We start from the raw sequence: 20976 nt of genomic DNA, 5'->3' as shown, positions 1-20976 counted from the left end.
GCTTAACTCGAACTGATGTTAGTTTAATGGAGTAAGTACTTGTAATTTATTGGTTCAATTCAGAGCAAAACCCAAGAGAATTGCGGCGCTTTGCGCCGCAATTCTCTTGGGTTTTGTTTTTGTCATAAAATTACTGGCTATATCTATAACTGGTTAAGAACATGAAAAAGTCAATCAAAGTTAAGCCTAATTCCAAAAAGCAGGCTATTATCGAAGAGGAAGATGGAAGTTTGACAGTACATTTAAAATCACCACCCGTTGATGGTAAGGCAAACAAAGAACTAGTGGATCTTTTGGCTAAAAAGTTTGGTGTACCGAAATCGAATATTACCATTCAAGTTGGTTTATCTGGGCGGAATAAAGTGGTTAATATCGAGGGCAATACCAAAGACTAAAGATGATTAGGTTGCTAATAGTTCATCTTTAGATTGAGATGAATTTGATGGATTTTCCGTCTCATCAAAGTCTTCTTCATGATATTGCTGCATTGGGAAGCCCATCCCTTCTAGCAAGGATTTTGTGCTTTGCATAAAGCCTTCAGGACCATGTACAAATACAGTGCGATCGCGCCAATCAGGAGCAATCATTTCCAACATCGCAGTGGTCAATCGACCACGTAGCCCTATCCACGGTTGTTGAACTGTGGGACGAGTGACCGTGATGGCTAAATGAAACTTAGGCGATCGCGCTGCCATTAGTTCTAATTCTTGTTTATAGATAATATCCTGTGGACTGCGTGCACAATGGAAAAATACTACATCACAATCGGAATGAGTATCGTAAATCCATCGGGACATGGACATCATTGGCGTAATGCCACTACCAGCCGATAGAAATAGTAACTTTTGAGAAGGATAATCAAAACAAGTGAAATCCCCAAATGCTCCACTAGCACGAATTTGCGAACCCACATTAAAATTGTTATGCAGCCAATTAGACATCAAATCCTCAAAGATTGTAAAATCTTCAGGATTTAGCGAAGGAACTTGTTTAACGGTAATTTCGAGAGAATGGGGGCGTGATGGAGTTGAGGAAATAGAATAGGAACGCGATACTTCTACGCCATCAATTGCTGTCTCTAGAGTAATGAACTGTCCTGCTTTGTAGGTAAATAAATGGGGAGGTGTCGTCACAAAGCTAAAGGTCTTGACATCGGCGGTTTCAGCAATGATATTGACACATTTCAAAGTAAGATTTCCCTTTGTCCAACGAGGAATTTCATGGGGAGAGAGGACAGCAAGTGGCATATATTGACTAGAATTTACAGAAGCTTCAACAATAGAAGCCACAATATCTACGGCGCGATCAGAAGAGCGATCGCCAGATGACATCTCTGTAGTAACAGAAGGATATAAATGAGCAATTGATGGCTCGGTAGGTTCTTCTTCTTCTTCAAATAAATTGTCTAACTGAGAATAAACCGTAATTTCTTCAACTAAGAGTGTAAAGTCACCTAATTGAATTGTATCGTTCACTGCAAGACGAACAGCTTTCAAAGCTTCACGGGAAATATTGTTGATTTGGGAGCCATTAGTACTGCCTAAATCAGTGAAGTAATATTGATCATCTAAAAACGAGATTTTGCAATGTTCTCGGCTAACAGTGGGATTACTGAGAGGTACATCACAATATGGTGCACGACCAATTAGAAAATCATTCTTCTTACTAGTTTCAGGTGATATGTGAACAGATTCTAGCTCTTGAGGAATCTTGGTATTGAAAATCCTAAGTTTTAGCATGAAGGTTTCTTAGACAATGAGATGTTTATTGGCAATTCACAGGAACTTGTGATGAAATCATACTTTGGTGGAAATCACTGACAGCAATCAACAAACGTAGAGTATATAGCGATTTTCATTTTGTCTACAGCAAAATTAACACTCAAAACATTTACTGTGATTGTTTTTTGTTTTGTAAATTAGTGCATACTCATTTACAAAACTCTATAATGAGGGAAAATTAACGGAGAGTCTAGCTAAACATTTGGTCATCAATCACTAAGATCAAGGTTAGAGCGTTTAGGATAGGCGCTTGCAAAGAGTGAAATCAACTATTACGAAATAACAGCATTAACTTTTCAAAAGTATCCATAAAAACGTGATTGTTGTCATCAGCAATTATTGATAATTTTGGGGGAGTAGCTTGGTGGATTTTAATGAGAGTTTTTGCTGCTTCAGAACTTCTGCAACATCGAACTTGATCATAAGGATGCCGTAGACTGAAGAAGTGTTATCGAAAAGTTGCTCTATGGCTTCGCCTGTCCCATCTTCTAATAAATCTGAGTTACTTCAAAACTTAAAAAATTGGCTCTTAGCAGGCAGTCATTCTGCCAAAGATCATCCTGACAAAAATAATGAGAATTCCCATAAACACAGCGATAAGCATAGCTGGTGGCAGGTGATGTGCTTAACAGGTGTGGACTATTTCTCAACCCTTGGCTATCAACCGGGGATTGCCGCCCTTGCCGCAGGTGCTTTGTCGCCGATCGCGACATTGATCCTGCTGTTACTAACTCTGTTTGGCGCATTACCGATTTACCGTAAAGTGGCGGCAATTAGTCCTCATGGGGAAGGCTCCCTCGCAATGTTGGAGCATTTGCTGACATGGTGGCAGGGCAAGCTGTTGGTTCTTTGCTTGTTAGGATTTGTGGCGACGGACTTTATTATTACCATTACTTTGTCAGCCGCCGATGCAACCGCCCATATTGTGGAAAATCCCCTAGTCCCCGCATTTTTTCATGGGCAAGTAGTGCCAATTACGTTAGTACTAATTGCTTTACTAGGTGCAATTTTTCTGAAGGGGTTTCGTGAAGCGATCGGCATTGCTGTCATTTTGGTAGCTGTATATTTGTTGCTGAACTTGATTACTGTGTTCGTAGGCTTGCATGAAATATTCATCCATCCCGAAGCGATCGCCAATTGGCAGAAGGCTATCTTTGCGAATAATCAAAATCCATTAATGCTATTAGGTATTTCGGTGTTGGTATTTCCCAAGCTTGCCTTAGGACTATCAGGATTTGAGACAGGCGTAGCTGTAATGCCACTAGTAAATGGATATAGTGAAGATACAGAAGAAAAGCCTAAAGGACGAATTAAAAATACCCATAAGTTGCTAACCAGTGCTGCTTGGATTATGAGCTTTTTTCTGTTCACTAGTAGCGTCGTTACGACCCTTTTGATCCCTGCGGCAGAATTTGAGGCGGGTGGTAAAGCTAATGGTCGCGCCCTTGCTTTTTTAACTCACCAGTTTTTCGGCGATATCTTGGGGACTATTTACGATCTTAGTACCATCTCCATTCTGTGGTTTGCGGGAGCCTCGGCAATGGCAGGGCTACTGAATATCGTGCCGCGTTACTTACCTCGCTATGGGATGGCTCCCAACTGGACATTAGTAGTACGTCCCTTGGTTTTGGTTTATACCGCGATCGCCTTTATAGTCACCTTGATTTTTCAGGCAAATGTGGAAGCTCAAGGGGGAGCCTATGCAACAGGTGTGTTGGTGCTAATGAGTTCTGCTGCATTTGCCGTAACCTTGGCATCCCATAAACAGCGTAAACGTACTGAAGTCATACTGTTTGGGATCATTACCTTTGTATTTATCTATACAACGATCGCAAATATTGTTGAAAGACCAGATGGGATCAAAATTGCGGCAATTTTCATTGGAGTTATTGTTGTGACCTCATTAGTATCCCGGGTGTGGCGCTCAACAGAGTTACGGGCAGATCATATAGAAATGGATGAACTCGCTCAGAGTTTTATTGAGACTACTACCGACCATACAGTGCGGATTATTGCCCACCGTCCTAATCGTGGTGATGAACAGGAATATCGCCAAAAAGAACAGGATACGCGCCAAGAACATCATTTGCCCATTGACGATCCTTTGATTTTCTTAGAGATCAAAGTTTCCGATCCCTCTGAATTTGCGGGAACGATTTACATCCAAGGGCATCAGGTAGGCGAACATCGAATTTTGCGATCGCGTGGTGCGGCTGTACCCAATACGATCGCGGCAATTTTATTTGAGATTCGCGAACGTACCCAAAAACTTCCCCATGCCTATTTTGGTTGGGCTGAAGGTAATCCACTTCAATACTTGATGCGATTTATTCTGTTTGGTGAGGGTGATATTGCGATCGTGACCCGCGAGGTGTTACGCACTGCCGAAAAAGATCCGAAACGCCGCCCTGGTATTCATGTCGGTGGTTAGTATCTAGAGGCATACCCTTTGGTTATGACTCTAACTATTTATTGCCAACTGCTATTATGATGTATCTGGATTTAGGGTAAATATCGTGACTCAACGTACAGCAAGGCAATGGATTATTAATGGTGTCTTAATCGTAATTACGCTCTCATTTTTGGGCGTATCGATCGCACCACTGATTGGTGGTCTTTTTGCTCCACCTACGCAGCAAGCTGCTAATTCCAATCAAAACACCTCAGAACAGGAAAGGATTAAAATCCAAATTGAGGGTTTTGAGGCTGTACTCAAAAGCGATCCTAAAAATCAAACTGCACTAATTGGCTTAGTCAATCTTCGCAACCAATTAGGTAAAACTAAGGAAACTATCGAACCCTTACAAACTCTTGCCGATTCTTTTCCAGATACGCCTGAATATCGGATGACCCTAGCAAAAACTTACCTCGAACTCAAAGATCCGAAAAATGCGGCAGCGGAATATCGCAAAATTTTAACAACAAAACCAGGGTATATTCCTGCATTGCAAAGTGTAGTTGGGCTTGAGCTAAATGATAAGCGTCCTGAAGCCGCGATCGGGCTACTTCAAGATACTCTCAAGACTGCGGAAACTGCCAATAAAATCCAAGCAAATACTGTAGATACAGGTTCAGTACGTTGGATTCTCGGTGAAGTCTATCGCCAACAAAATCGCCTTGACGATTCGATCGCTACCTACGATCAAATGATTAAAGAAAATGCCAAGGATTTCCGTCCCTACGTTGGTAAGGCGCAGTTAAAACAAGTTCAAGGCAAAGAAGATGAGGCTAAGAAACTCTTTGATAAAGGTTTAGAGTTAGCTCCTGCCGAGTTCAAGGATGAAGTAAAGCGTCTGGCTTCTCTATCTCCTCAAAAACAACCCTTTACATCGCCTGCTCAATCACCTAGCACTGCCCCCGAAACTAAAAAACCTTAAAAAAAGCGGCGCGATGCGCCGCTTTTTTTATTTATGTAATTACCGTAGGCTGATCGCGTCCTGTTAAGACTTTAATCTGAGCGACTTGATCGGCAATTTCGATTAACTCTTTGAGAGCTTCTTGTGTATCGAGGGAATGCTTGGCAATATTTGGCTCATAGCTCTCGACATAGAGACGGAGGGTTGCGCCTTGAGTGCCAGTACCCGACAAACGGAAAACGATCCGCGAATCATCGGTAAAGCCAATTCTGATACCTTGGTTATTGCTGACACTGCCATCGACAGGATCGGTATAGCTAAAATCATCAGCAAAGGCAACTTCGTAATTGCCAAATTTATGACCCTTTAGCTCAGCAAATTTATTGCGAAGATTATTGACTAGGGTATTGGCGCGATCGCTATCTACACCTTCATAGTCATGGCGGGAGTAGAAATTACGTCCATAAAGTTGCCAATGTTCCTTGACGATCGCCTCGACCGATTGCTGACGTGCCGCCAGAACATTTAGCCAGAATAATACTGCCCAGAGTCCATCCTTTTCACGAACGTGATTAGAGCCAGTCCCAAAGCTTTCTTCACCACAAAGGGTCGCTTTACCTGCATCGAGCAAGTTACCGAAGAATTTCCAACCCGTCGGAGTTTCATAGCTCTCGATCCCAAGTCTGGCTGCGACGCGATCAGGGGCTTGGCTAGTGGGCATAGAACGGGCAATACCTGCAAGTCCACCCTTGTAAGCGGGGACATGGTGAGCATTGGCGGCGAGAATCGCTAAACTGTCGCTAGGGGTGACAAAGAATTTACGACCAAGGATCATATTGCGATCGCCATCGCCATCGGAAGCCGCGCCAAAGTCGGGAGCATTATCGCCATAAAGCACTTCGACGAGGTCATGGGCATAGACTAAGTTAGGGTCTGGATGTCCATCGCCAAAGTCTTCAAGCGGTACGCAATTTTGCAAAGCACTGGCAGGTGCGCCTAAACGGTTAACCAGAATTTCTTGAGCATAGGGGCCAGTTACCGCGTGCATTCCATCGAAGCGGAGGCTGAAATCTGGGGAGGCAATTAATAATTTAATGCGATCGAAATCAAAGAGCGATTCCATCAATTCCGCATAATCAGCAACGGAATCGATCACTTCCACAACCGTATCACCGAGTTTGGACTCACCTATGCGATCGAGATCGAGGTCGCTAGCTTCAAGGATTTTATATTCACTAATGCTCTTGGTGATGTCATAGATGGCATCGGTGATTTTTTCGGGTGCGGGCCCCCCATTGCCTGTGTTGTACTTGATGCCGAAGTCGCCATCTTTGCCTGCGGGGTTATGGCTTGCGGAGAGGATAATCCCACCGAAGGCGTTGTACTTACGAATTACACAGGAGGCAGCAGGTGTGGATAAAATGCCACCACGTCCAACCAAAATTTTGCCGAAACCATTGGCGGCTGCCATTTTGAGGATTACTTGGATGGCATGACGGTTGTAGTAGCGTCCATCACCACCAACGACGAGGGTTTGTCCTGCAAATCCTTCAAGGCTATCAAATATGGATTGAACGAAATTTTCGAGATAGTTAGGCGTTTGGAAAACGGTAACTTTTTTTCTAAGTCCAGAAGTACCGGGCTTCTGGTCGGCAAATGGGGAAGTGGAAACGACTTTTATGCTCATTAAACTTGCAAGTTAACTATGCTCTAAAACAAACGCAAAAATGCCCATACTTTTAGGCTTGCTTTAATTTTAAGAGGCATTGGTTAGCTAGGCACAAACAAATTAAAAGACAAGCAACGCTTAAAAAGCTTGTTAAATAGGCAAGGGGCTTAAGCCCCTTGTTATAGGTTCTGATGTTACATAGAAAATTCTCAAGTAGGGGCGGGTTTAGTTGATAACTCTATACGGAAGCAAGATCTATATGCAAAACCCGCCCCTACTCGCTATTGAGGGATAGGGGATGATGGTTCCATCCACGTAACATCAGTTAGGTTAATGATTCTCCGATCGCAATTCTTGCGCCATTGACAAAATCCCAACCCGATTGCAGTTTTTTACCCGCAGGTTGTACTTCTTTAATGAGTAATAGACCTTTACCAGTTTGCAAGACAAAGCCTTTACCTTTACGAATTTCGACAACTTTCCCAATATTCTCTAAATTGTCCTCAGCTTCCACAACTTCCGATTTCGTAATCTTTAATCTCTGTCCACGAAAATCTTTATAGCAATTGGGATAGAAGGCACGAATGCGATTATGCAATGCGATCGCCTCTTTGCTCCAATTTAGTTCCCAATCCTCACGCCCAATCATTGGTGAATAGCAGGACAAAGCATCATCTTGAGGTTCAGGTTTGATCGTATCTAATCTTCGCAAAGTATCAATTAATAAATCTGCACCTAAATTCGCCAATTTCGTGCTTAAGGTATCCGTATTGTCTTCAGGCAAAATTTCTAATTCCACCTTGAGTAACATCGCCCCTGTATCAATGCCTGCATCCATTTGCATGGTCGTAATCCCAGTAATGCTCTCCCCATTCGCGATCGCCCATTGGATTGGTGCAGCACCACGATATTTTGGCAGTAATGAGCCATGCACATTGATACAGCCATATTTAGGCATATTCAAAATCTTTTGCGAGAGAATCTGCCCATAGGCAACCACCACAAATACATCGGCATTAGTTGTCAGAAGTTCCTCAAGTACCTGCTTATCTTTTTTGAGGCGATCGGGTTGCCAGATTTGGAGGTTGGGATTTTTAGCGATCGCCGCAGCTTTGACTGGTGGCGGCGTAACTTGACTCCCACGACCACGCCTAGTATCTGGTTGGGAGACTACGCCCACCACCTCAAAATCTGGTTCGGATAATAGTTTCTCTAAGGTGGGAACGGCAAAGTCTGGAGTTCCAAAAAATACAACACGCATAGTTATTGAGCCATAGTAAATGAGCGATCGTGTAACCTATTTCTAGACGACATTCTCCAATTCTTCCATTAAATCTGCGATCTATGCAAGTGAAGTCTTTGCAGTCAAGTATTGAAATGGACTAGATAAAATACCCAGTAATTTGCCTATTTCCTTGATGAAATAGTCTTCTTGATCAATCCAAAGTGTCTTCTCTTCAAGCCGTAAGAACTTCCAAATCATTCCTGTTGTCACTACACCATAAATAGGAAACTTTTGATCGTGCTGAGTATTAAATCTTTGAGCAGCCACCATTTCTGCAATACATTGACCTAAGCCTCCTTTAATATTTTCGTTTTTTGCTTCGACAAGGGTAATTACTGGGCAGGAAATTTCATAGATTTCACTAGATGCGGTCAAAAGAAAGTCACAAAATCCATTTAAACCAGATTCTATATCAACATTAAATTCTGTCCCAGAGAAAAAGCCAACTTTTTCATGAAAGATATGGCGAATTTCTAAAAGTATGGGTGCAATTAATAGTTCTGATCGCGCTTTTTCCGTATTAATTGCATTGGCAATGGAAAGATTACGTTTGAGGGTTTGTTGTAGATAGTCACTAATCGTCAAAGGCTGAATATCTACAAATAGATTTTCCGATTCTTTTATCGTCAAGCCAAATTTTTCCTGTACTTGAGCGATCGTCTTAAATTCGCTATATGACATCAGTATTAATCCTCGCTTTACTAGAGCGATAGCACTTCTAATCTCTAGCTTAACGTGCTTAAACAAGTTGTAATAATAACGATCTTCAGACCGTAGCACATTGTTTATAAAATATTCATTTAACCATCTATTTCAAGAAAAGATTATGTAGCTTGGGTAACAAAATGTCTAGGGGAGCTTTTGACTATTTAAGTTTTGCCAAAGTCACACAAAAAGCCAAATTAGGGTATTAGTATGAATTTATGCGTTAAAATAGATTTGTGTGCTACGATAAATTCCATCGCTCAAATTAGTGAGTTTATGTAAATGAGGATCGTAAATAGGCAACCCCTAAATGTTGAGTTACTGACGCTTGATGATGGCTCTCAGAAAATTTCTTGGGATCTTAAACAGATCAAGTCTTTACTAGGTATTAGTGATTTAATACATCAAGATGAGTTGACTTCTTTAGAATCAACTACTACAGGAATTAACCCTGCTGGCATTCCTACTATTGAAACTGTGATTGCAGTATTGGATGAACTTGGATTAAAGGATTTATATCAAGTTCGATATCTCAAGCAGTATGCAACAATCATTCCTAAAACTGAATCAAAGCGCCCTAAAGTTGCATTCTACGTTGTACAGCAACAATCAGAGCTTGCTCTATCTATTCACGACAAAATTTGGACTAGCTATCGAGCAAAATTCCACTTATATGATGATCATTATGACGATAATGACCATGAATTGGAGGAACAAACTTCAGTACAAAAAAATTTATATATCCCGTTCCCAGAGAGAGCTGATTTTTTTGGGAGGTTTCTTGATCTGTCTGAGGGGGAAGACATAAATTTATCTGATTTTGAAGATGAAGTATACTATCCGCCACACTCATATCGGTTACCTATATCTAAATTTAGTCCATTAATTTTGGATATGACTGAGCAAAATATTTGCTACGAAATTAGTTCGGATCAGAGATTTCCGTCAACTTCTCGAATTTCATTGTCTCAGCATTCAGAACTGAAAAGACTTTTATTAGATCTGAAAGATAATGTTGAAGTCTTTCTACTTTCCAATGGAGAAAAGCCTGAGCTTTTAGCTAATTATGTTGAAGACTTCTAGATCATTAATCTCACTATGACAAATTTAGGATCTATTACTTATATGAGACAAATTCAAGAAGAAAAATCTTTTCTTCAGCAAGGGCAAATTTGCTTGAAGGATTTGGCGGAATACTCAGAGAAGATCAAAGTATTACTGTTTGAAGATCTTGAGATTTTAGATGAAGGTAAGATTAAACCTTCTACAGACATACTATTAATCTTTACCCTTTCCAAATTATTATCGCAATTTCATAGAGATTTATTAGTTGCAAACGCCCGCATTGATAAACTAGAATCACTCACTGATGAACTAGCTAACGATCTTGCACTAAAAGAACATCAGCTCAATCAGATGAGGTATCATGTCGAAGAATCTAATACTTTAGGAAGCTGGCAACGACGAAACTCATGGAATAACAAAACAGAAGGAGATCGCTTGTGTAGTGGAAGTATGGATAATTGAGGCGATCGCTTTGTGACTGAGATTAGGGACAATTTTCAATCATTTTTCTTCTCTCTTTTCTTCTGCACAAAAGCTCGAAAATCATCCATTGTCAACTGTTCTAATTCCTGATGACGCTCTTTCGTATAGTCACCAGAACCAGACTCAAACCTTAACAAAAATCTTGCAGCGCCAGCATAGCCCAACTCTTGAATCAAAGCTTTGTAGCCACGTCTAGAAATTTCACTAACTTTCATCACTAACCATCCTAAATTTACTCTTGATTTTCCATTAACCAAGTTACTGGATTAGAAACCCTAACCTTAATGTTACCAGCATAGCTTATTGCTTTACTGAGTAGGCGATCGTCTGTCGTCAGAAAAACAGTTGCATTTGAATCCTCGGCAAACGCTAAATGTAAAGCATCATAAAGTGTAAAACCCAGTTTACAAAAACTCTCTGCTCTATCTTCAATATTGTCGGTTGTCTCAACAAAAATTTTTGCCGCACTCAAAAAAGCAAAAACTTGTTCACGTCCCTCAACATTAGGAACCCTCTGTAACTCAAATTCTAGTGCATCACTACTAATTAAAGACATCTCCCCGCGATCGCAACATTCTAGAATCGTTACAACTGCTTCAGTCTCTAATCGAACTCGATACTGCGAAGGATCATCCAGAAGCCGACAGAAACAGCAAGCATCCAGATAAACAGATGGAGATTTATTCATAACACCTTAACTCTCACATTCATACCCGCATGAGCCAACATCATTACCAACTTATCAATACTAAACCTCTCAATATCACCATTCATCAAATCGCTAATCCGAGGTTGAGTTTCACCAAAAAATAAAGCAGCTTGCTTTTGCGTCCATCCTTGAGACTGGATGAAGCGCTTAATATTCAACATCAAATCAGCCCGAATTCTGAGATTAAGAGCCTCTTCAGGCGCAAAACCCAAATCCTCAAATACATTCGCTCCGCCTTGAATAACTTCAGAAACTTGATTCTGGATCATTTATTTGTTTTTTGATTTGTTGCGTCACACCTAATATACCTTATTTGGCATATTAGCGATAGAGACCTTTAAGTGACAAACAGAGGGCGATCGCTTGTAGGTTGAAAGTATGGATATTTTAGGCGATCTCTTTGTGATTGAGATTAGAGGCGATCGCTGTTTGATGTTGTTAGTTTGTTAAGGGACAATCGCTTGTGTGATGGAAGTATGGATATTTTAGGCGATCGCTTTTTAGTTGAGATTAGGGGCGATCGCTGTTTGATGTTGTTGGTTTGTTGATGGACTATCGCTTGTGTGGTAGAAGCATTGATGATTAAGGCGATCGCTTTGTGGTTGAGCTTAGGGACGATCTGATAAAATGAACGATAAAGGCTAACATTAGCAATCACTTACTCAACTATGCAAATCACCCTAGACATACCAGACGATATTGCCGCTACTGTACAAGATAACCTGCCGCAAATATTAGCTCTAGGATTGCGAGAAATAAACGCTAATCCCAATAACGGCTTTTCTGGATTAACGGAAATATTGCATTTCTTAGCCAAACTTCCATCCCCTCAAGAAGTCTTAGATTTACGTCTTGCACCAGACGCACAGCAAGAAATTGATAATCTATTAGAAAAAAATCGTACTCAAGGTTTCAACGAAAGCGATCGCCTACTATGGCAACATTATGAATTTATCGAACATCTAGTGCGCCTTGCCAAAACTCAAGCCCTGATTAAGCTCCAGCCGAGTCAATGAGTAAGAGTTATATTTCCACTAAACTTAGAAAACTAGTCAGCGATCGCGCCCAAAACTGTTGTGAATATTGTCTGATTCCTGAAAGTTTAACCTTAGTTTCCCATCAAGTAGATCATGTAATTGCTGAAAAGCATGGAGGCAAAACTATAGAAGAAAATCTAGCTTTATCTTGCTCACTGTGCAATCAAGCTAAGGGTAGTGATATTGCTTCTATCGATTTAGAAACGGGCGATGTTATTAGACTTTATAATCCTAGACAAGACCAATGGCGAGAGAATTTTCAAATCGAAGAATCTAGTGGTGTAATTTATCCATTGACTGCAATTGGGCGAGTGACAATACAGTTACTGAAGATAAATCGATCAGCTTGCTTGCCATATCGACAGATGCTGGCTCAAGCAAAGATATTGATGCAAAAATGATGTTTTTTGAGGGGCGATCGCTTGTGTGGTGAAAGCGTTGATGTTTTAGGCGATCGCTTTAATAAAACCCACATTCCGCTCTTATTTTCCTGAAAAAGGAATTAAAATACAAACCCCTTGCTGGCAAATGATTCTAGACAATTATCATAAAAAAATCACCATTTTCCTATTGTCAATAAGAATACGCTAACAAGAATTATTCTCATTAATACTTAGAAAAATCGCTGAAACCCTTATTCTCTAGTTGTAATTATTTTTGGACTTCCATTACGAGCGGAATGTGGGATAAAAAAGTGGTACGATAAATTGTACGAGTTTGGGTTTCTTAATGAAAATTCTCAACGCAAGTGAAGCAAGAGCCAACCTGTTCAGCTTAGTCGAGCAAGTTAACAAAGATCATTTACCAAGATTTATTACGAGTCGACAAGGTGACGCAGTATTGCTATCTAAGGCTGACTGGGAAAGCATACAGGAAACTCTCTATCTACAGTCTATACCCAATCTAGTTGAGTCAATTAGAGTCGCCGAACGAGCAGATGATTGGATTTCTGAGGATGAATTTCTAGGAACCTTGGATGGACTGGAAGATTGAATTTAGTCGAAATGTGATTAAGGATGCTCAAAAACTGAAGTCTGCCAATTTGGACTCTAACTTCAAATCTTTGCTAGAAATTCTCAAACAAAATCCCTACGAGCCTCCCTATGAGAAACTTTCAGGTAACTTGAAAGGATATTTCTCAAGACGCATCAATATCAAACATCGTTTGGTTTATTCAGTTAATGAAGAAACTAAACCTGTTCGAGTTGTTTCTGTATGGTCACATTATGAATAGTCAGAGATTAGAGGCGATCGCTTTGTGATAGAGATTAAAGGCGATCACGATTATTGATGAATGCGATCGCCATTTCTCAACCAAATATCACTACACTTCCTTCGGATATAGCTTCATCAAGGCTTGTACCTGCTCAGCATGATAGGAACTGCGCGTAAGCGGCGAAGAAACCACTTGCAAAAACCCCATTTCTTCACCAGCAATCCGCCATGCTTCAAACTGCTCAGGTGTGACAAACTCATGCAAAGTCAAATGCTTAGCGGAAGGTTGGAGATATTGACCAATGGTAATGATGTCGCAATCTACTGCTCGTAAATCACGCATGACAGCTCTAACTTCCTCATCAGTCTCACTCATACCTACCATAATTCCCGACTTGGTATAGACCCAAGGCGCAATTTCACGGGCGCGGCGCAAGAGTTCCAAGCTGCGCTGATAGTCTCCCTGTGGACGAACACGGCGATAAAGTCTCGGCACAGTTTCCGTATTGTGATTCAGCACATGGGGACGTGCGGAGAGAATCGTTTCTAAAGCTTCCCAATTAGCACAGAGATCGGGAATGAGAAGTTCGATCGTAGTCTGTGGCATCAATTTACGAATCTCTTCAATGCAGCGCACAAATTGCGAAGCACCACCATCGGGCAAGTCATCACGATTAACGGAAGTTACCACGACATGCTTGAGATTCATCCGTCGCACTGCTTCACCGAGGTTAATCGGTTCCATCGGATCGAGGGCTTGCGGCTTCTTTTCAAAATCAATATCGCAGTACGGACAAGCACGGGTGCAAGCAGGCCCCATAATCAAAAAGGTGGCAGTTCCTTGGTTGAAGCATTCACCAATATTCGGACAAGATGCTTCTTCGCACACAGTATTTAGCCCCAAGTCGCGCAGGACTTCTTTGACATTACCAACGCGCTCCCACTGTGGAGCTTTTACTCGCAACCAATCTGGTTTGACTGCCATATTTGTAACTACCTAGATCTAGCTAATGCTATTTATTTCAATTTTTGTAACGTTTTATATTCTAACATTATCGAGATATAGCGTTGAGCAATTCGCAACTGAGGATACTTGTATATGAATCTGAAGAATTGCAACTAGATTCAATCCCTACATGACTAGCTAAAATCTAGTTGTCTCTATAAAATCTTAAAAATCATGCAATCTATAACCATCAGCAATGTAATCACTCCGTTATTTATGGGCTTAGGTGCGATCGCCAGTACAACTTCTCTAACTTTGCTCCCATCTCCAGTTTATGCTTCTTGTGCCTCTCCCCTAGATGATGGTGGATTTGAGCAGCAGACTGTAGCATCGATTGTGAGACCTTGGATACGCGAAGGACGATCTGGCATAGATATTAATAAAGGATTGAGTTTTAGTGGAAAAAACAATGCGTGGATTCGCCATAATCAAGGTTGGAATGGAATTCGGCAACCTGTAAAATTGAGGGCAGGCAGCACCTATACTCTAACCGCAAGAGTGCGGACATCAGGAAATCTCACCGATGGATATTTCGGATTTCGCAATTCTCAGCAAAAGTCTGTAGCGCAAACTCAATTTGGAGCTATGCCAAAATATCGAGAGTTGAAAGTATCATTTCTACCCCAAGAAACTGGAACCTATTATGTATTTACAGGGCTTTGGGCGCTGAACCAAGACACATGGGCGCAGGTGGATGAAGTTCGCATTACAGGTGGTTCATGCGCTGATACATAAACACACCGCGTAAGAATTTTCAAAGCACAACATGGCTGAGTCATTTTGTGCCTTTAAAATTCTTACTTCTTAAGATAGAAACATTGAAAATCCTGTCTCTGTTAAGGCTTACTGTATAGAATAAAAGGAGGTAATATATTGCATAAAGGAGACTAGCTGTGATCGTAGTAACCAAGATTGGTACACCCGCAGAGGAAGTTGAGCGGATCTGCGACGAACTATCTAGTTGGGGATTATCACCTGAAAAAATTGTTGGCAAGCATAAAGTTGTGTTGGGATTAGTGGGCGAAACCGCCGATCTCGATCGCCACCGTATCGAAGAATTAAGCCCTTGGATAGAGACAGTCTTGCGAGTAGAACGTCCCTTTAAACGCGCTAGTCGCGAATATCGCCAAAATGAATCGAGCGTCGTAATTGTACCTACGCCTAATGGGGATATTGCGATCGGAGAAAATTGTCCTTTAGTCGTTGTTGCGGGACCTTGCTCCGTTGAGAACGAAGAGATGATTGTGGAAACGGCAATCCGAGTCAAGGCATCGGGCGCACAGTTTCTCAGGGGTGGAGCCTACAAGCCACGCACTTCTCCCTATGCCTTTCAGGGACATGGAGAGAGCGCTCTATCACTTCTCGCCGCCGCAAGGGAAGCTAGCGGTTTAGGAATCATTACGGAAGTAATGGATACTGGTGATATTGAGAAGATTGCGGAAGTTGCTGACGTGTTGCAAATCGGCGCAAGAAATATGCAGAACTTCTCTCTACTGAAACAGGTAGGTAAACAGAATAAGCCAATTTTACTGAAGCGAGGCTTAGCGGCAACGATCGATGATTGGCTCATGGCAGCAGAATATATTCTCGCTGAAGGAAATCCCAATGTAATTCTTTGTGAACGTGGTATTCGTACCTTCGATCGCGAATATACTCGCAACACCCTAGACTTGGCAGCAATACCTGTACTACGCAAGTTAACCCATTTGCCAATCATGATCGATCCAAGTCATGGCACGGGCTGGTCGGATTATGTGCCATCGATGAGTTTAGCCTCGATCGCTGCGGGGGTAGATTCCTTGATGATCGAAGTGCATCCTAATCCTAAAAAAGCTCTATCTGACGGGCCTCAATCTCTCACCTTTGATGCTTTCGACAAGTTAATGATGCAGGTCAATCGCATGGCACAAGTAATGGGAAGAGCATAAACAACGAGGGAGGTGTAAAGCACCTCTCTTGCTTGAGTAACCTATGAATCCAGCTTTCATTTACCATCGAACGATTCACTTCCGTGACACTGATGCGGCGGGAGTAGTGTATTTCGCTAATGGTCTATCCCTTTGCCATGAAGCCTATGAAGCTTCCCTATCTGCATCAGGAATTAATCTCAAATATTTCTTTCGTGGAGAATTGATCGCTGTGCCGATCACTCACGCAAGTATTGACTTTTTGAAGCCGATGTTTTGTGGCGATCGCATAGCGATTTCTTTAATAGCGACCATACTTAGTCCAGAATCTTTTCAGATTGAATATCAACTGTATTTTGATGGAGAAGGTATAGAAAAAAAGGCGATCGCAAAGGCTTTAACTAAACATACCTGTATTGACACTAGCACCAGAAAACGGTGCAATCTTTCTGATGAACTTTTGCAATGGATTAAATTTACACAATGACGACTATTTTACGGGACTGGAGTTATCGTTATCAGTGGTTTTATGATACTGTCTCTGCATTAGCTGCTCTCAGTGTTGGCGGCGAAAATCGATTTCGGAAATTATTTTTAAAAGACTTACAAATTAATCCAGATGCAAAGATTCTTGATCTTTGCTGTGGGGCAGGTCAAGCTACGCAGGAGTTAGTCAAACATTTCTCTCATGTAACTGGGCTAGATGCTTCACCGATCGCTATTAAACGCGCCAAGCAAAGAGTCCCGCAAGCTGAATATGTAGATGCTTTTGCGGAAAAAATGCCCTTTAGCGATCGCAGCTTTGATCTAGTGATTACGAGTACAGCCATGCACGAAATGGAACCTGAACAATTGCAGCAAATTATCCAAGAAGTACATCGTATCCTTACTCCCGAAGGTCAATTCATCATCATTGATTTTCATCGCCCCACCAATCCGCTATTTTGGCTGCCGATCGCCACTTTCCTATGGTTATTTGAGACGGAAACCGCATGGCAGTTACTCAAAACTGATCTGCAACAGCTTTTGAGCAAAACTGGATTTAAAGTTGAGTCCTGTCAACTCTATGCAGGTGGTAGTTTGCAAGTATTGCGATCGCGCAAAGTGTTGTAAATAAACCTAAAGCCAGAGGTTGTTCCGACCGCGTAGCGGTCGGAACAACCTCTGGCTTTAGGTTTTAATATGCTCATCTACTTATTTGGCTTTTATTTGGCGAGAACGGGCTTTATAATATAAACTATGAAACGATTATGAAAAGCTATCAAAGCACTAAAAGCAATTAATCAATGATGTCACTAAAATCTGAGCCTAAGCCTGAGATCCCATCTCTAAAACCATTGCCAACCTTATCACCAACGCAATCTCAGGTAACATCAGAGCATTGGCAAATTGCTATTACCACCTTTATTACAGTGTTCTTAGCAGAGATTGGTGACAAAACGCAGCTCACTACCTTGATGATTGCAGCCCAATCGCATCAGCCTTGGATTGTCTTTGGAGGAGCAGCGATCGCCTTAGTGTGCACAAGCTTACTAGGTGTACTTGCTGGTAAATGGCTTGCCAAAACATTTTCACCAAATTTGTTAAATACCCTAGCAGGTTTAAGTTTTCTGATTCTTTCCATTAGCTTATTGTGGGATGCCATTCTTTAGTTAGCAGTAGCTCACAAAAACTCTCTTCACGCAAACCCAAAGATTCTCTAGCAATTATTAAGAATATGGATTGGCAATTATTATTTCTGAGCTTTAGTACGATTTTTCTATCCGAGTTAGGCGACAAAAGCCAACTCGCCACCATGAGCTTAAGCGGTAGTTCCGCAGCACCGAGATATGTGTTTATTGGATCTGCGGCAGCATTACTACTCGCAAGCGCTGTAGGCGTATTTCTCGGTGATAGTCTCTCTGTATTTTTGCCAACAAAGTTGCTTAAAGCGATCGCCGCAGGTCTATTCGCTATTATGGCAATACGTCTATTATCGCCTCAAAAATAATGCAAGTCCTATATATCCATTTGAGCAGTGCTGTGCACTGCTTAAATAGCAAAAAATGTTTTTTTATGGAACTGACGTTATTTTAGATACTGATGTTAAGTGGAAGATTGTAAAGCCCTCACCCCTAGCCCCTCTCCCGCAGGAGAGGGGAATAAGAAAATATGGGTTTTACTCCCCTTCTCTTACAGGAGAAGGGGTTGGGGGATGAGGGTTCCACGTAACGTCAGCTAGATATTATGCTCCAATAGCGAAGTAATTTTTTTAATCGCAATGCTGTACCATTTCTGCATTCTGAGCAGTTCACCTTCGAGGGGTAAAGTAGCTGGGAAATCACAGATATAACCTAGTTCTCGCAAAGCTGAAACGATCGCACTAGGAGAAATCCACCATTGCTGAGCTAGATCTAAGAGATTAAGAACATTGATATTCTCTATATCAAGGGATTGGATTTGAGAACGGAATTCTTCGGCAGAAGGAACTGAGGGGATATGAGAACCGAGATAAATATAATCAGGTTTGGCGATCGCAATTAGCCATTGCAAATGCGTAAAGGATGGCGGCAAAGTCCATAGTACAACTGCTTGATAGTCGCGATCGCGTATGGGGCGATCGCAATCGACATCACCCTGAAACTTATCGGCAGGGCGATCGCAGCCGTAGAGTAATAAAGGTCTGGGTAAGGGGCGCGGCGCTTCACTCAGTTTTTGCCATTGGGGAAACTTGGTAATCGTAGGCGCAGTTTTGTATTGCAACGGAATCTGTTTGGGGGAATTTGGAGAACTTTCCATTACATTACTTGCCTCGCGAATACCGACGATTTCTAATTCTACGGAAGTTGTATCTTGCCATTGATTTGCCCGAAGTTTGTAAGCGATATCTACACGATCAGGAATCGGACAATATTCCCCCCATCGCCATGCGATCGCTTTAATCTTGCCATTACCTGTATCCAGTTCTAGAGATAGATGCTTTACTTTATCCTTACCGCGAGTTTGTTGGGACAGCACCCGCACATTTTCGCTATAAAACACTGGATCAGGATTACCGATGCCACAGGGCTGAAGGCGATCGCAGGTTTGTAATAATGTCATCGAGATATCGCTGAGATCGGCTCGCACATCGACATTGATCAGCGGCATGATGTGACTAGGCAAAATATTTTCGCGATCAGCAAATTCCCTCAACTCACTTCGCAACTTCTCCATATTTTCCGCAGGTAGGGTAAAGCCTCCCGCTGCCTTATGTCCACCACCTTTATTCCGAATCTTGGCAATATATTCAAGGGAATGGAAGACATGGAACTCAGGAATACCTCGCACCGAAAATCTGACAGTCGCATCTTGATGTTTGGCTTCTAAATCACTCTCTTGTTCATGAGGATCTTCATAGCTACCAATAAACACAGGTGCGCCATAACGTTCTACTAAACGGGAGGCAACAATGCCAATTACGCCATGATGCCAGCCCTTACCGCCAGATCCTCTCCCATTGTCAGAGGGATTGGGATTTACTTCATCTTCAACCTTAGATTCAGAACTCTTAGAAGTTACTTTTTTACGCTTAGCCACAGTCTTTTTGCCATCTCCTGCGGTAGAGGAACTAGGATTGAGGACAGTTTGCACCTCGCGATCCACAATTACCAAAACTCGCTCTTGAGTAATGTCAAAACCTTCTGACTTCCGTTTTCGCATATAGGCGATCGCTTCTTCTTCGATTTCTTGACAAAGAGCTTGACGCTTGCGATTAGTCGCTTCACATTCTTGTGCCAAAGTAATTGCTTGCCCCATCTCATCACAGGTCAGCAGATCGATGACGGTTTGCGGATTGCCAATCCGACCGATCGCATTAATACGGGGGCCCAAACCAAAACCGATCGCTTCAGGTTTTAATCCCGTTTGTTTATCTTTGGCAATTCCCGTTTCGTTAATTAGCGCGATAATACCAATTACTTTTGATTGTGAAAGTAACCGCAAACCTTTTTTGACGAGGCGGCGATTGATACCTGTGAGCGAGGCAAGGTCGGCGATCGTGCCAAGGGTAAATAATTCTAATAAAGGATTTTCTAATTCAGCACGTTTACCAAAGCGATCGCTTAATTCCAATGCCAATACATAGGCAATACCAACACCAGCGATCGCCGCGTAGGGGGAATTGGGATCAACTTGGTATTTAGGATTAAGGATTGCTGTGGCAGGGGGGATTTTGTTAGGGTCTTCGGGGACTTCGTGGTGATCGGTGACAATTACAGAAATATTTAAGGACTTTGCTAAAGCGATCGCATCGTAAGCAGTAATGCCATTATCAACAGTAATAATTAATTTCACATAACGTTCGTGGCAATCTCGCACAATGCGTGGATTAATCCCATAACCCTCGGTCATCCGACTAGGAATTTCGTATTCTACATTTGCGCCTAACAATCTTAGAGTGCGAATCAGTAAAGCCGTACTAGTCATACCATCGACATCATAATCACCGCAGATGGTAATGCGATCACCATTTTTAATAGCCTGCTCAATTTGATCAATACTCACCCCTAAGTCAGGGAATTCCTGTTTAGGATCTGGTAACTCCTCTAAATCAGGGTCAAGGAATATCCTTGCGGCTTCAGGGGTATTAATGCCACGATTTAGTAAAACCTGCGCGATTATGGGAGAAAGACCTGTAGCGTTAGCGATCGCTTCTGATAAATCTATCTGTGGTGTGGAAATCTGCCATCGCTGTTGAGGTAAACTCATGAGAACAATAATATAATTGTTAAGAATGTC

At 41.9% G+C, this 20976-nt stretch carries 25 protein-coding genes; 15 read left to right on the top strand and 10 right to left on the bottom strand.

Features of this window, described 5'->3' with window-relative positions; translation table 11 throughout:
- Positions 1 to 161: 161 nt before the first annotated feature.
- Positions 162 to 395, top strand: coding sequence for a DUF167 domain-containing protein (locus NMG48_RS13405; protein ID WP_271252024.1), 234 nt, complete (start codon positions 162 to 164; stop codon positions 393 to 395).
- A gap of 6 nt (positions 396 to 401) precedes the next feature.
- Here the strand turns inward: NMG48_RS13405 and NMG48_RS13400 are convergent, their stop codons facing one another.
- A complete protein-coding gene (locus NMG48_RS13400) occupies positions 402 to 1739 on the bottom strand; it encodes an FHA domain-containing protein (RefSeq protein ID WP_271252023.1) in 1338 nt (445 codons plus the stop codon).
- A gap of 508 nt (positions 1740 to 2247) precedes the next feature.
- Between NMG48_RS13400 and NMG48_RS13395 the strand changes: the two genes are divergently transcribed.
- Positions 2248 to 4212, top strand: a complete 1965-nt coding sequence (locus tag NMG48_RS13395) for an amino acid transporter (protein WP_271252022.1) — start codon at positions 2248 to 2250, stop codon at positions 4210 to 4212.
- Positions 4213 to 4297: 85 nt separating this feature from the next.
- Positions 4298 to 5158: a tetratricopeptide repeat protein gene (locus tag NMG48_RS13390; RefSeq protein ID WP_271252021.1), complete on the top strand. Its 861-nt coding sequence runs from the start codon at positions 4298 to 4300 to the stop codon at positions 5156 to 5158.
- Positions 5159 to 5189: 31 nt separating this feature from the next.
- On the opposite strand, the gene NMG48_RS13385 is transcribed toward NMG48_RS13390, so the two are convergent.
- From NMG48_RS13385 to NMG48_RS13375, 3 genes are all read right to left on the bottom strand, one after another.
- Positions 5190 to 6824 carry an alpha-D-glucose phosphate-specific phosphoglucomutase gene (locus tag NMG48_RS13385; protein ID WP_271252020.1) on the bottom strand — a complete coding sequence of 545 codons (1635 nt, stop codon included), beginning with the start codon at positions 6822 to 6824 and terminating at the stop codon, positions 5190 to 5192.
- 307 nt (positions 6825 to 7131) lie between these two features.
- Positions 7132 to 8067: a methionyl-tRNA formyltransferase gene (fmt, locus tag NMG48_RS13380; RefSeq protein ID WP_271252019.1), complete on the bottom strand. Its 936-nt coding sequence runs from the start codon at positions 8065 to 8067 to the stop codon at positions 7132 to 7134.
- Between the two features lie 81 nt (positions 8068 to 8148).
- Positions 8149 to 8772, bottom strand: a complete 624-nt coding sequence (locus NMG48_RS13375; protein ID WP_271252018.1) for a hypothetical protein — start codon at positions 8770 to 8772, stop codon at positions 8149 to 8151.
- A 306-nt stretch (positions 8773 to 9078) separates the two neighbouring features.
- Here NMG48_RS13375 and NMG48_RS13370 point away from each other — a divergent pair, with 306 nt between their 5' ends.
- Both NMG48_RS13370 and NMG48_RS13365 read left to right on the top strand, forming a co-directional pair.
- Positions 9079 to 9879 (top strand): hypothetical protein, encoded by an 801-nt coding sequence (locus NMG48_RS13370; RefSeq protein ID WP_271252017.1) that lies wholly within the window; start codon positions 9079 to 9081, stop codon positions 9877 to 9879.
- Between the two features lie 15 nt (positions 9880 to 9894).
- Positions 9895 to 10323, top strand: coding sequence for a hypothetical protein (locus NMG48_RS13365; protein WP_271252016.1), 429 nt, complete (start codon positions 9895 to 9897; stop codon positions 10321 to 10323).
- 35 nt (positions 10324 to 10358) lie between these two features.
- Here NMG48_RS13365 and NMG48_RS13360 read toward each other — a convergent pair whose 3' ends face one another.
- From NMG48_RS13360 to NMG48_RS13345, 4 genes are all read right to left on the bottom strand, one after another.
- Positions 10359 to 10559 (bottom strand): hypothetical protein, encoded by a 201-nt coding sequence (locus tag NMG48_RS13360; RefSeq protein WP_271252015.1) that lies wholly within the window; start codon positions 10557 to 10559, stop codon positions 10359 to 10361.
- Between the two features lie 17 nt (positions 10560 to 10576).
- On the bottom strand, positions 10577 to 11032 hold the full coding sequence (locus tag NMG48_RS13355; protein ID WP_271252014.1) for a type II toxin-antitoxin system VapC family toxin: 456 nt from the start codon (positions 11030 to 11032) through the stop codon (positions 10577 to 10579).
- Positions 11029 to 11322: a helix-turn-helix domain-containing protein gene (locus NMG48_RS13350; protein ID WP_271252013.1), complete on the bottom strand. Its 294-nt coding sequence runs from the start codon at positions 11320 to 11322 to the stop codon at positions 11029 to 11031. Before NMG48_RS13350 ends, NMG48_RS13355 begins: the two co-directional genes overlap by 4 nt.
- 143 nt (positions 11323 to 11465) lie before the next feature.
- On the bottom strand, positions 11466 to 11711 hold the full coding sequence (locus NMG48_RS13345) for a hypothetical protein (RefSeq protein ID WP_271252012.1): 246 nt from the start codon (positions 11709 to 11711) through the stop codon (positions 11466 to 11468).
- Positions 11712 to 11721: 10 nt separating this feature from the next.
- Here NMG48_RS13345 and NMG48_RS13340 point away from each other — a divergent pair, with 10 nt between their 5' ends.
- The 4 genes from NMG48_RS13340 to NMG48_RS13325 all read left to right on the top strand — a co-directional run bounded on the left by NMG48_RS13340 (position 11722) and on the right by NMG48_RS13325 (position 13324).
- Complete coding sequence (locus NMG48_RS13340) at positions 11722 to 12069, top strand: hypothetical protein (protein ID WP_271252011.1); 348 nt, start codon at positions 11722 to 11724, stop codon at positions 12067 to 12069.
- Positions 12066 to 12491, top strand: a complete 426-nt coding sequence (locus NMG48_RS13335) for an HNH endonuclease (protein WP_271252010.1) — start codon at positions 12066 to 12068, stop codon at positions 12489 to 12491. Before NMG48_RS13340 ends, NMG48_RS13335 begins: the two co-directional genes overlap by 4 nt.
- Before the next feature lie 328 nt (positions 12492 to 12819).
- On the top strand, positions 12820 to 13083 hold the full coding sequence (locus NMG48_RS13330; RefSeq protein ID WP_271252009.1) for a type II toxin-antitoxin system Phd/YefM family antitoxin: 264 nt from the start codon (positions 12820 to 12822) through the stop codon (positions 13081 to 13083).
- Positions 13067 to 13324, top strand: coding sequence for a Txe/YoeB family addiction module toxin (locus tag NMG48_RS13325; RefSeq protein WP_271252008.1), 258 nt, complete (start codon positions 13067 to 13069; stop codon positions 13322 to 13324). Before NMG48_RS13330 ends, NMG48_RS13325 begins: the two co-directional genes overlap by 17 nt.
- Positions 13325 to 13414: 90 nt before the next feature.
- Here the strand turns inward: NMG48_RS13325 and lipA are convergent, their stop codons facing one another.
- Positions 13415 to 14290 (bottom strand): lipoyl synthase, encoded by an 876-nt coding sequence (gene lipA, locus NMG48_RS13320; RefSeq protein ID WP_271252007.1) that lies wholly within the window; start codon positions 14288 to 14290, stop codon positions 13415 to 13417.
- 195 nt (positions 14291 to 14485) lie between these two features.
- On the opposite strand from lipA, the gene NMG48_RS13315 reads away from it, so the two are divergent.
- From NMG48_RS13315 to NMG48_RS13290, 6 genes are all read left to right on the top strand, one after another.
- Positions 14486 to 15046 (top strand): hypothetical protein, encoded by a 561-nt coding sequence (locus tag NMG48_RS13315; RefSeq protein WP_271252006.1) that lies wholly within the window; start codon positions 14486 to 14488, stop codon positions 15044 to 15046.
- Positions 15047 to 15204: 158 nt separating this feature from the next.
- A complete protein-coding gene (aroF, locus tag NMG48_RS13310; protein WP_271252005.1) occupies positions 15205 to 16239 on the top strand; it encodes a 3-deoxy-7-phosphoheptulonate synthase in 1035 nt (344 codons plus the stop codon).
- Between the two features lie 43 nt (positions 16240 to 16282).
- Positions 16283 to 16705 carry an acyl-CoA thioesterase gene (locus NMG48_RS13305; RefSeq protein ID WP_271252004.1) on the top strand — a complete coding sequence of 141 codons (423 nt, stop codon included), beginning with the start codon at positions 16283 to 16285 and terminating at the stop codon, positions 16703 to 16705.
- Entirely contained in the window at positions 16702 to 17331 is a 630-nt protein-coding gene (locus tag NMG48_RS13300; RefSeq protein ID WP_271252003.1) for a class I SAM-dependent methyltransferase, read from the top strand. The genes NMG48_RS13305 and NMG48_RS13300 overlap by 4 nt, the downstream gene beginning before the upstream one ends.
- Positions 17332 to 17504: 173 nt before the next feature.
- Positions 17505 to 17870, top strand: a complete 366-nt coding sequence (locus tag NMG48_RS13295; RefSeq protein WP_271252002.1) for a TMEM165/GDT1 family protein — start codon at positions 17505 to 17507, stop codon at positions 17868 to 17870.
- 65 nt (positions 17871 to 17935) lie between these two features.
- The gene (locus tag NMG48_RS13290; protein ID WP_126385610.1) at positions 17936 to 18208 is read left to right on the top strand and encodes a TMEM165/GDT1 family protein; all 273 of its coding nucleotides are present in this window, start codon (positions 17936 to 17938) and stop codon (positions 18206 to 18208) included.
- A 227-nt stretch (positions 18209 to 18435) separates the two neighbouring features.
- On the opposite strand, the gene NMG48_RS13285 is transcribed toward NMG48_RS13290, so the two are convergent.
- Positions 18436 to 20946, bottom strand: a complete 2511-nt coding sequence (locus NMG48_RS13285; RefSeq protein WP_271252001.1) for a single-stranded-DNA-specific exonuclease RecJ — start codon at positions 20944 to 20946, stop codon at positions 18436 to 18438.
- Positions 20947 to 20976 lie beyond the last annotated feature (30 nt).

This window comes from Pseudanabaena sp. Chao 1811, from assembly GCF_027942295.1.
GTDB lineage: Bacteria > Cyanobacteriota > Cyanobacteriia > Pseudanabaenales > Pseudanabaenaceae > Pseudanabaena.
Note: the sequence above shows the minus strand (reverse complement) of the source record. Positions and strands in the feature narration are given on the sequence as shown.

Coding starts and splice junctions, on each gene's coding strand:
- NMG48_RS13405 (WP_271252024.1), top strand. CDS start 162: ATGAAAAAGTCAATCAAAGTTAAGCCTAATTCCAAAAAGCAGGCTATT.
- NMG48_RS13400 (WP_271252023.1), bottom strand. CDS start 1,739: ATGCTAAAACTTAGGATTTTCAATACCAAGATTCCTCAAGAGCTAGAA.
- NMG48_RS13395 (WP_271252022.1), top strand. CDS start 2,248: ATGGCTTCGCCTGTCCCATCTTCTAATAAATCTGAGTTACTTCAAAAC.
- NMG48_RS13385 (WP_271252020.1), bottom strand. CDS start 6,824: ATGAGCATAAAAGTCGTTTCCACTTCCCCATTTGCCGACCAGAAGCCC.
- fmt (WP_271252019.1), bottom strand. CDS start 8,067: ATGCGTGTTGTATTTTTTGGAACTCCAGACTTTGCCGTTCCCACCTTA.
- NMG48_RS13375 (WP_271252018.1), bottom strand. CDS start 8,772: ATGTCATATAGCGAATTTAAGACGATCGCTCAAGTACAGGAAAAATTT.
- NMG48_RS13370 (WP_271252017.1), top strand. CDS start 9,079: ATGAGGATCGTAAATAGGCAACCCCTAAATGTTGAGTTACTGACGCTT.
- NMG48_RS13365 (WP_271252016.1), top strand. CDS start 9,895: ATGACAAATTTAGGATCTATTACTTATATGAGACAAATTCAAGAAGAA.
- NMG48_RS13360 (WP_271252015.1), bottom strand. CDS start 10,559: ATGAAAGTTAGTGAAATTTCTAGACGTGGCTACAAAGCTTTGATTCAA.
- NMG48_RS13355 (WP_271252014.1), bottom strand. CDS start 11,032: ATGAATAAATCTCCATCTGTTTATCTGGATGCTTGCTGTTTCTGTCGG.
- NMG48_RS13350 (WP_271252013.1), bottom strand. CDS start 11,322: ATGATCCAGAATCAAGTTTCTGAAGTTATTCAAGGCGGAGCGAATGTA.
- NMG48_RS13340 (WP_271252011.1), top strand. CDS start 11,722: ATGCAAATCACCCTAGACATACCAGACGATATTGCCGCTACTGTACAA.
- NMG48_RS13335 (WP_271252010.1), top strand. CDS start 12,066: ATGAGTAAGAGTTATATTTCCACTAAACTTAGAAAACTAGTCAGCGAT.
- NMG48_RS13330 (WP_271252009.1), top strand. CDS start 12,820: ATGAAAATTCTCAACGCAAGTGAAGCAAGAGCCAACCTGTTCAGCTTA.
- NMG48_RS13325 (WP_271252008.1), top strand. CDS start 13,067: ATGGACTGGAAGATTGAATTTAGTCGAAATGTGATTAAGGATGCTCAA.
- lipA (WP_271252007.1), bottom strand. CDS start 14,290: ATGGCAGTCAAACCAGATTGGTTGCGAGTAAAAGCTCCACAGTGGGAG.
- NMG48_RS13315 (WP_271252006.1), top strand. CDS start 14,486: ATGCAATCTATAACCATCAGCAATGTAATCACTCCGTTATTTATGGGC.
- NMG48_RS13305 (WP_271252004.1), top strand. CDS start 16,283: ATGAATCCAGCTTTCATTTACCATCGAACGATTCACTTCCGTGACACT.
- NMG48_RS13300 (WP_271252003.1), top strand. CDS start 16,702: ATGACGACTATTTTACGGGACTGGAGTTATCGTTATCAGTGGTTTTAT.
- NMG48_RS13295 (WP_271252002.1), top strand. CDS start 17,505: ATGATGTCACTAAAATCTGAGCCTAAGCCTGAGATCCCATCTCTAAAA.
- NMG48_RS13290 (WP_126385610.1), top strand. CDS start 17,936: ATGGATTGGCAATTATTATTTCTGAGCTTTAGTACGATTTTTCTATCC.
- NMG48_RS13285 (WP_271252001.1), bottom strand. CDS start 20,946: ATGAGTTTACCTCAACAGCGATGGCAGATTTCCACACCACAGATAGAT.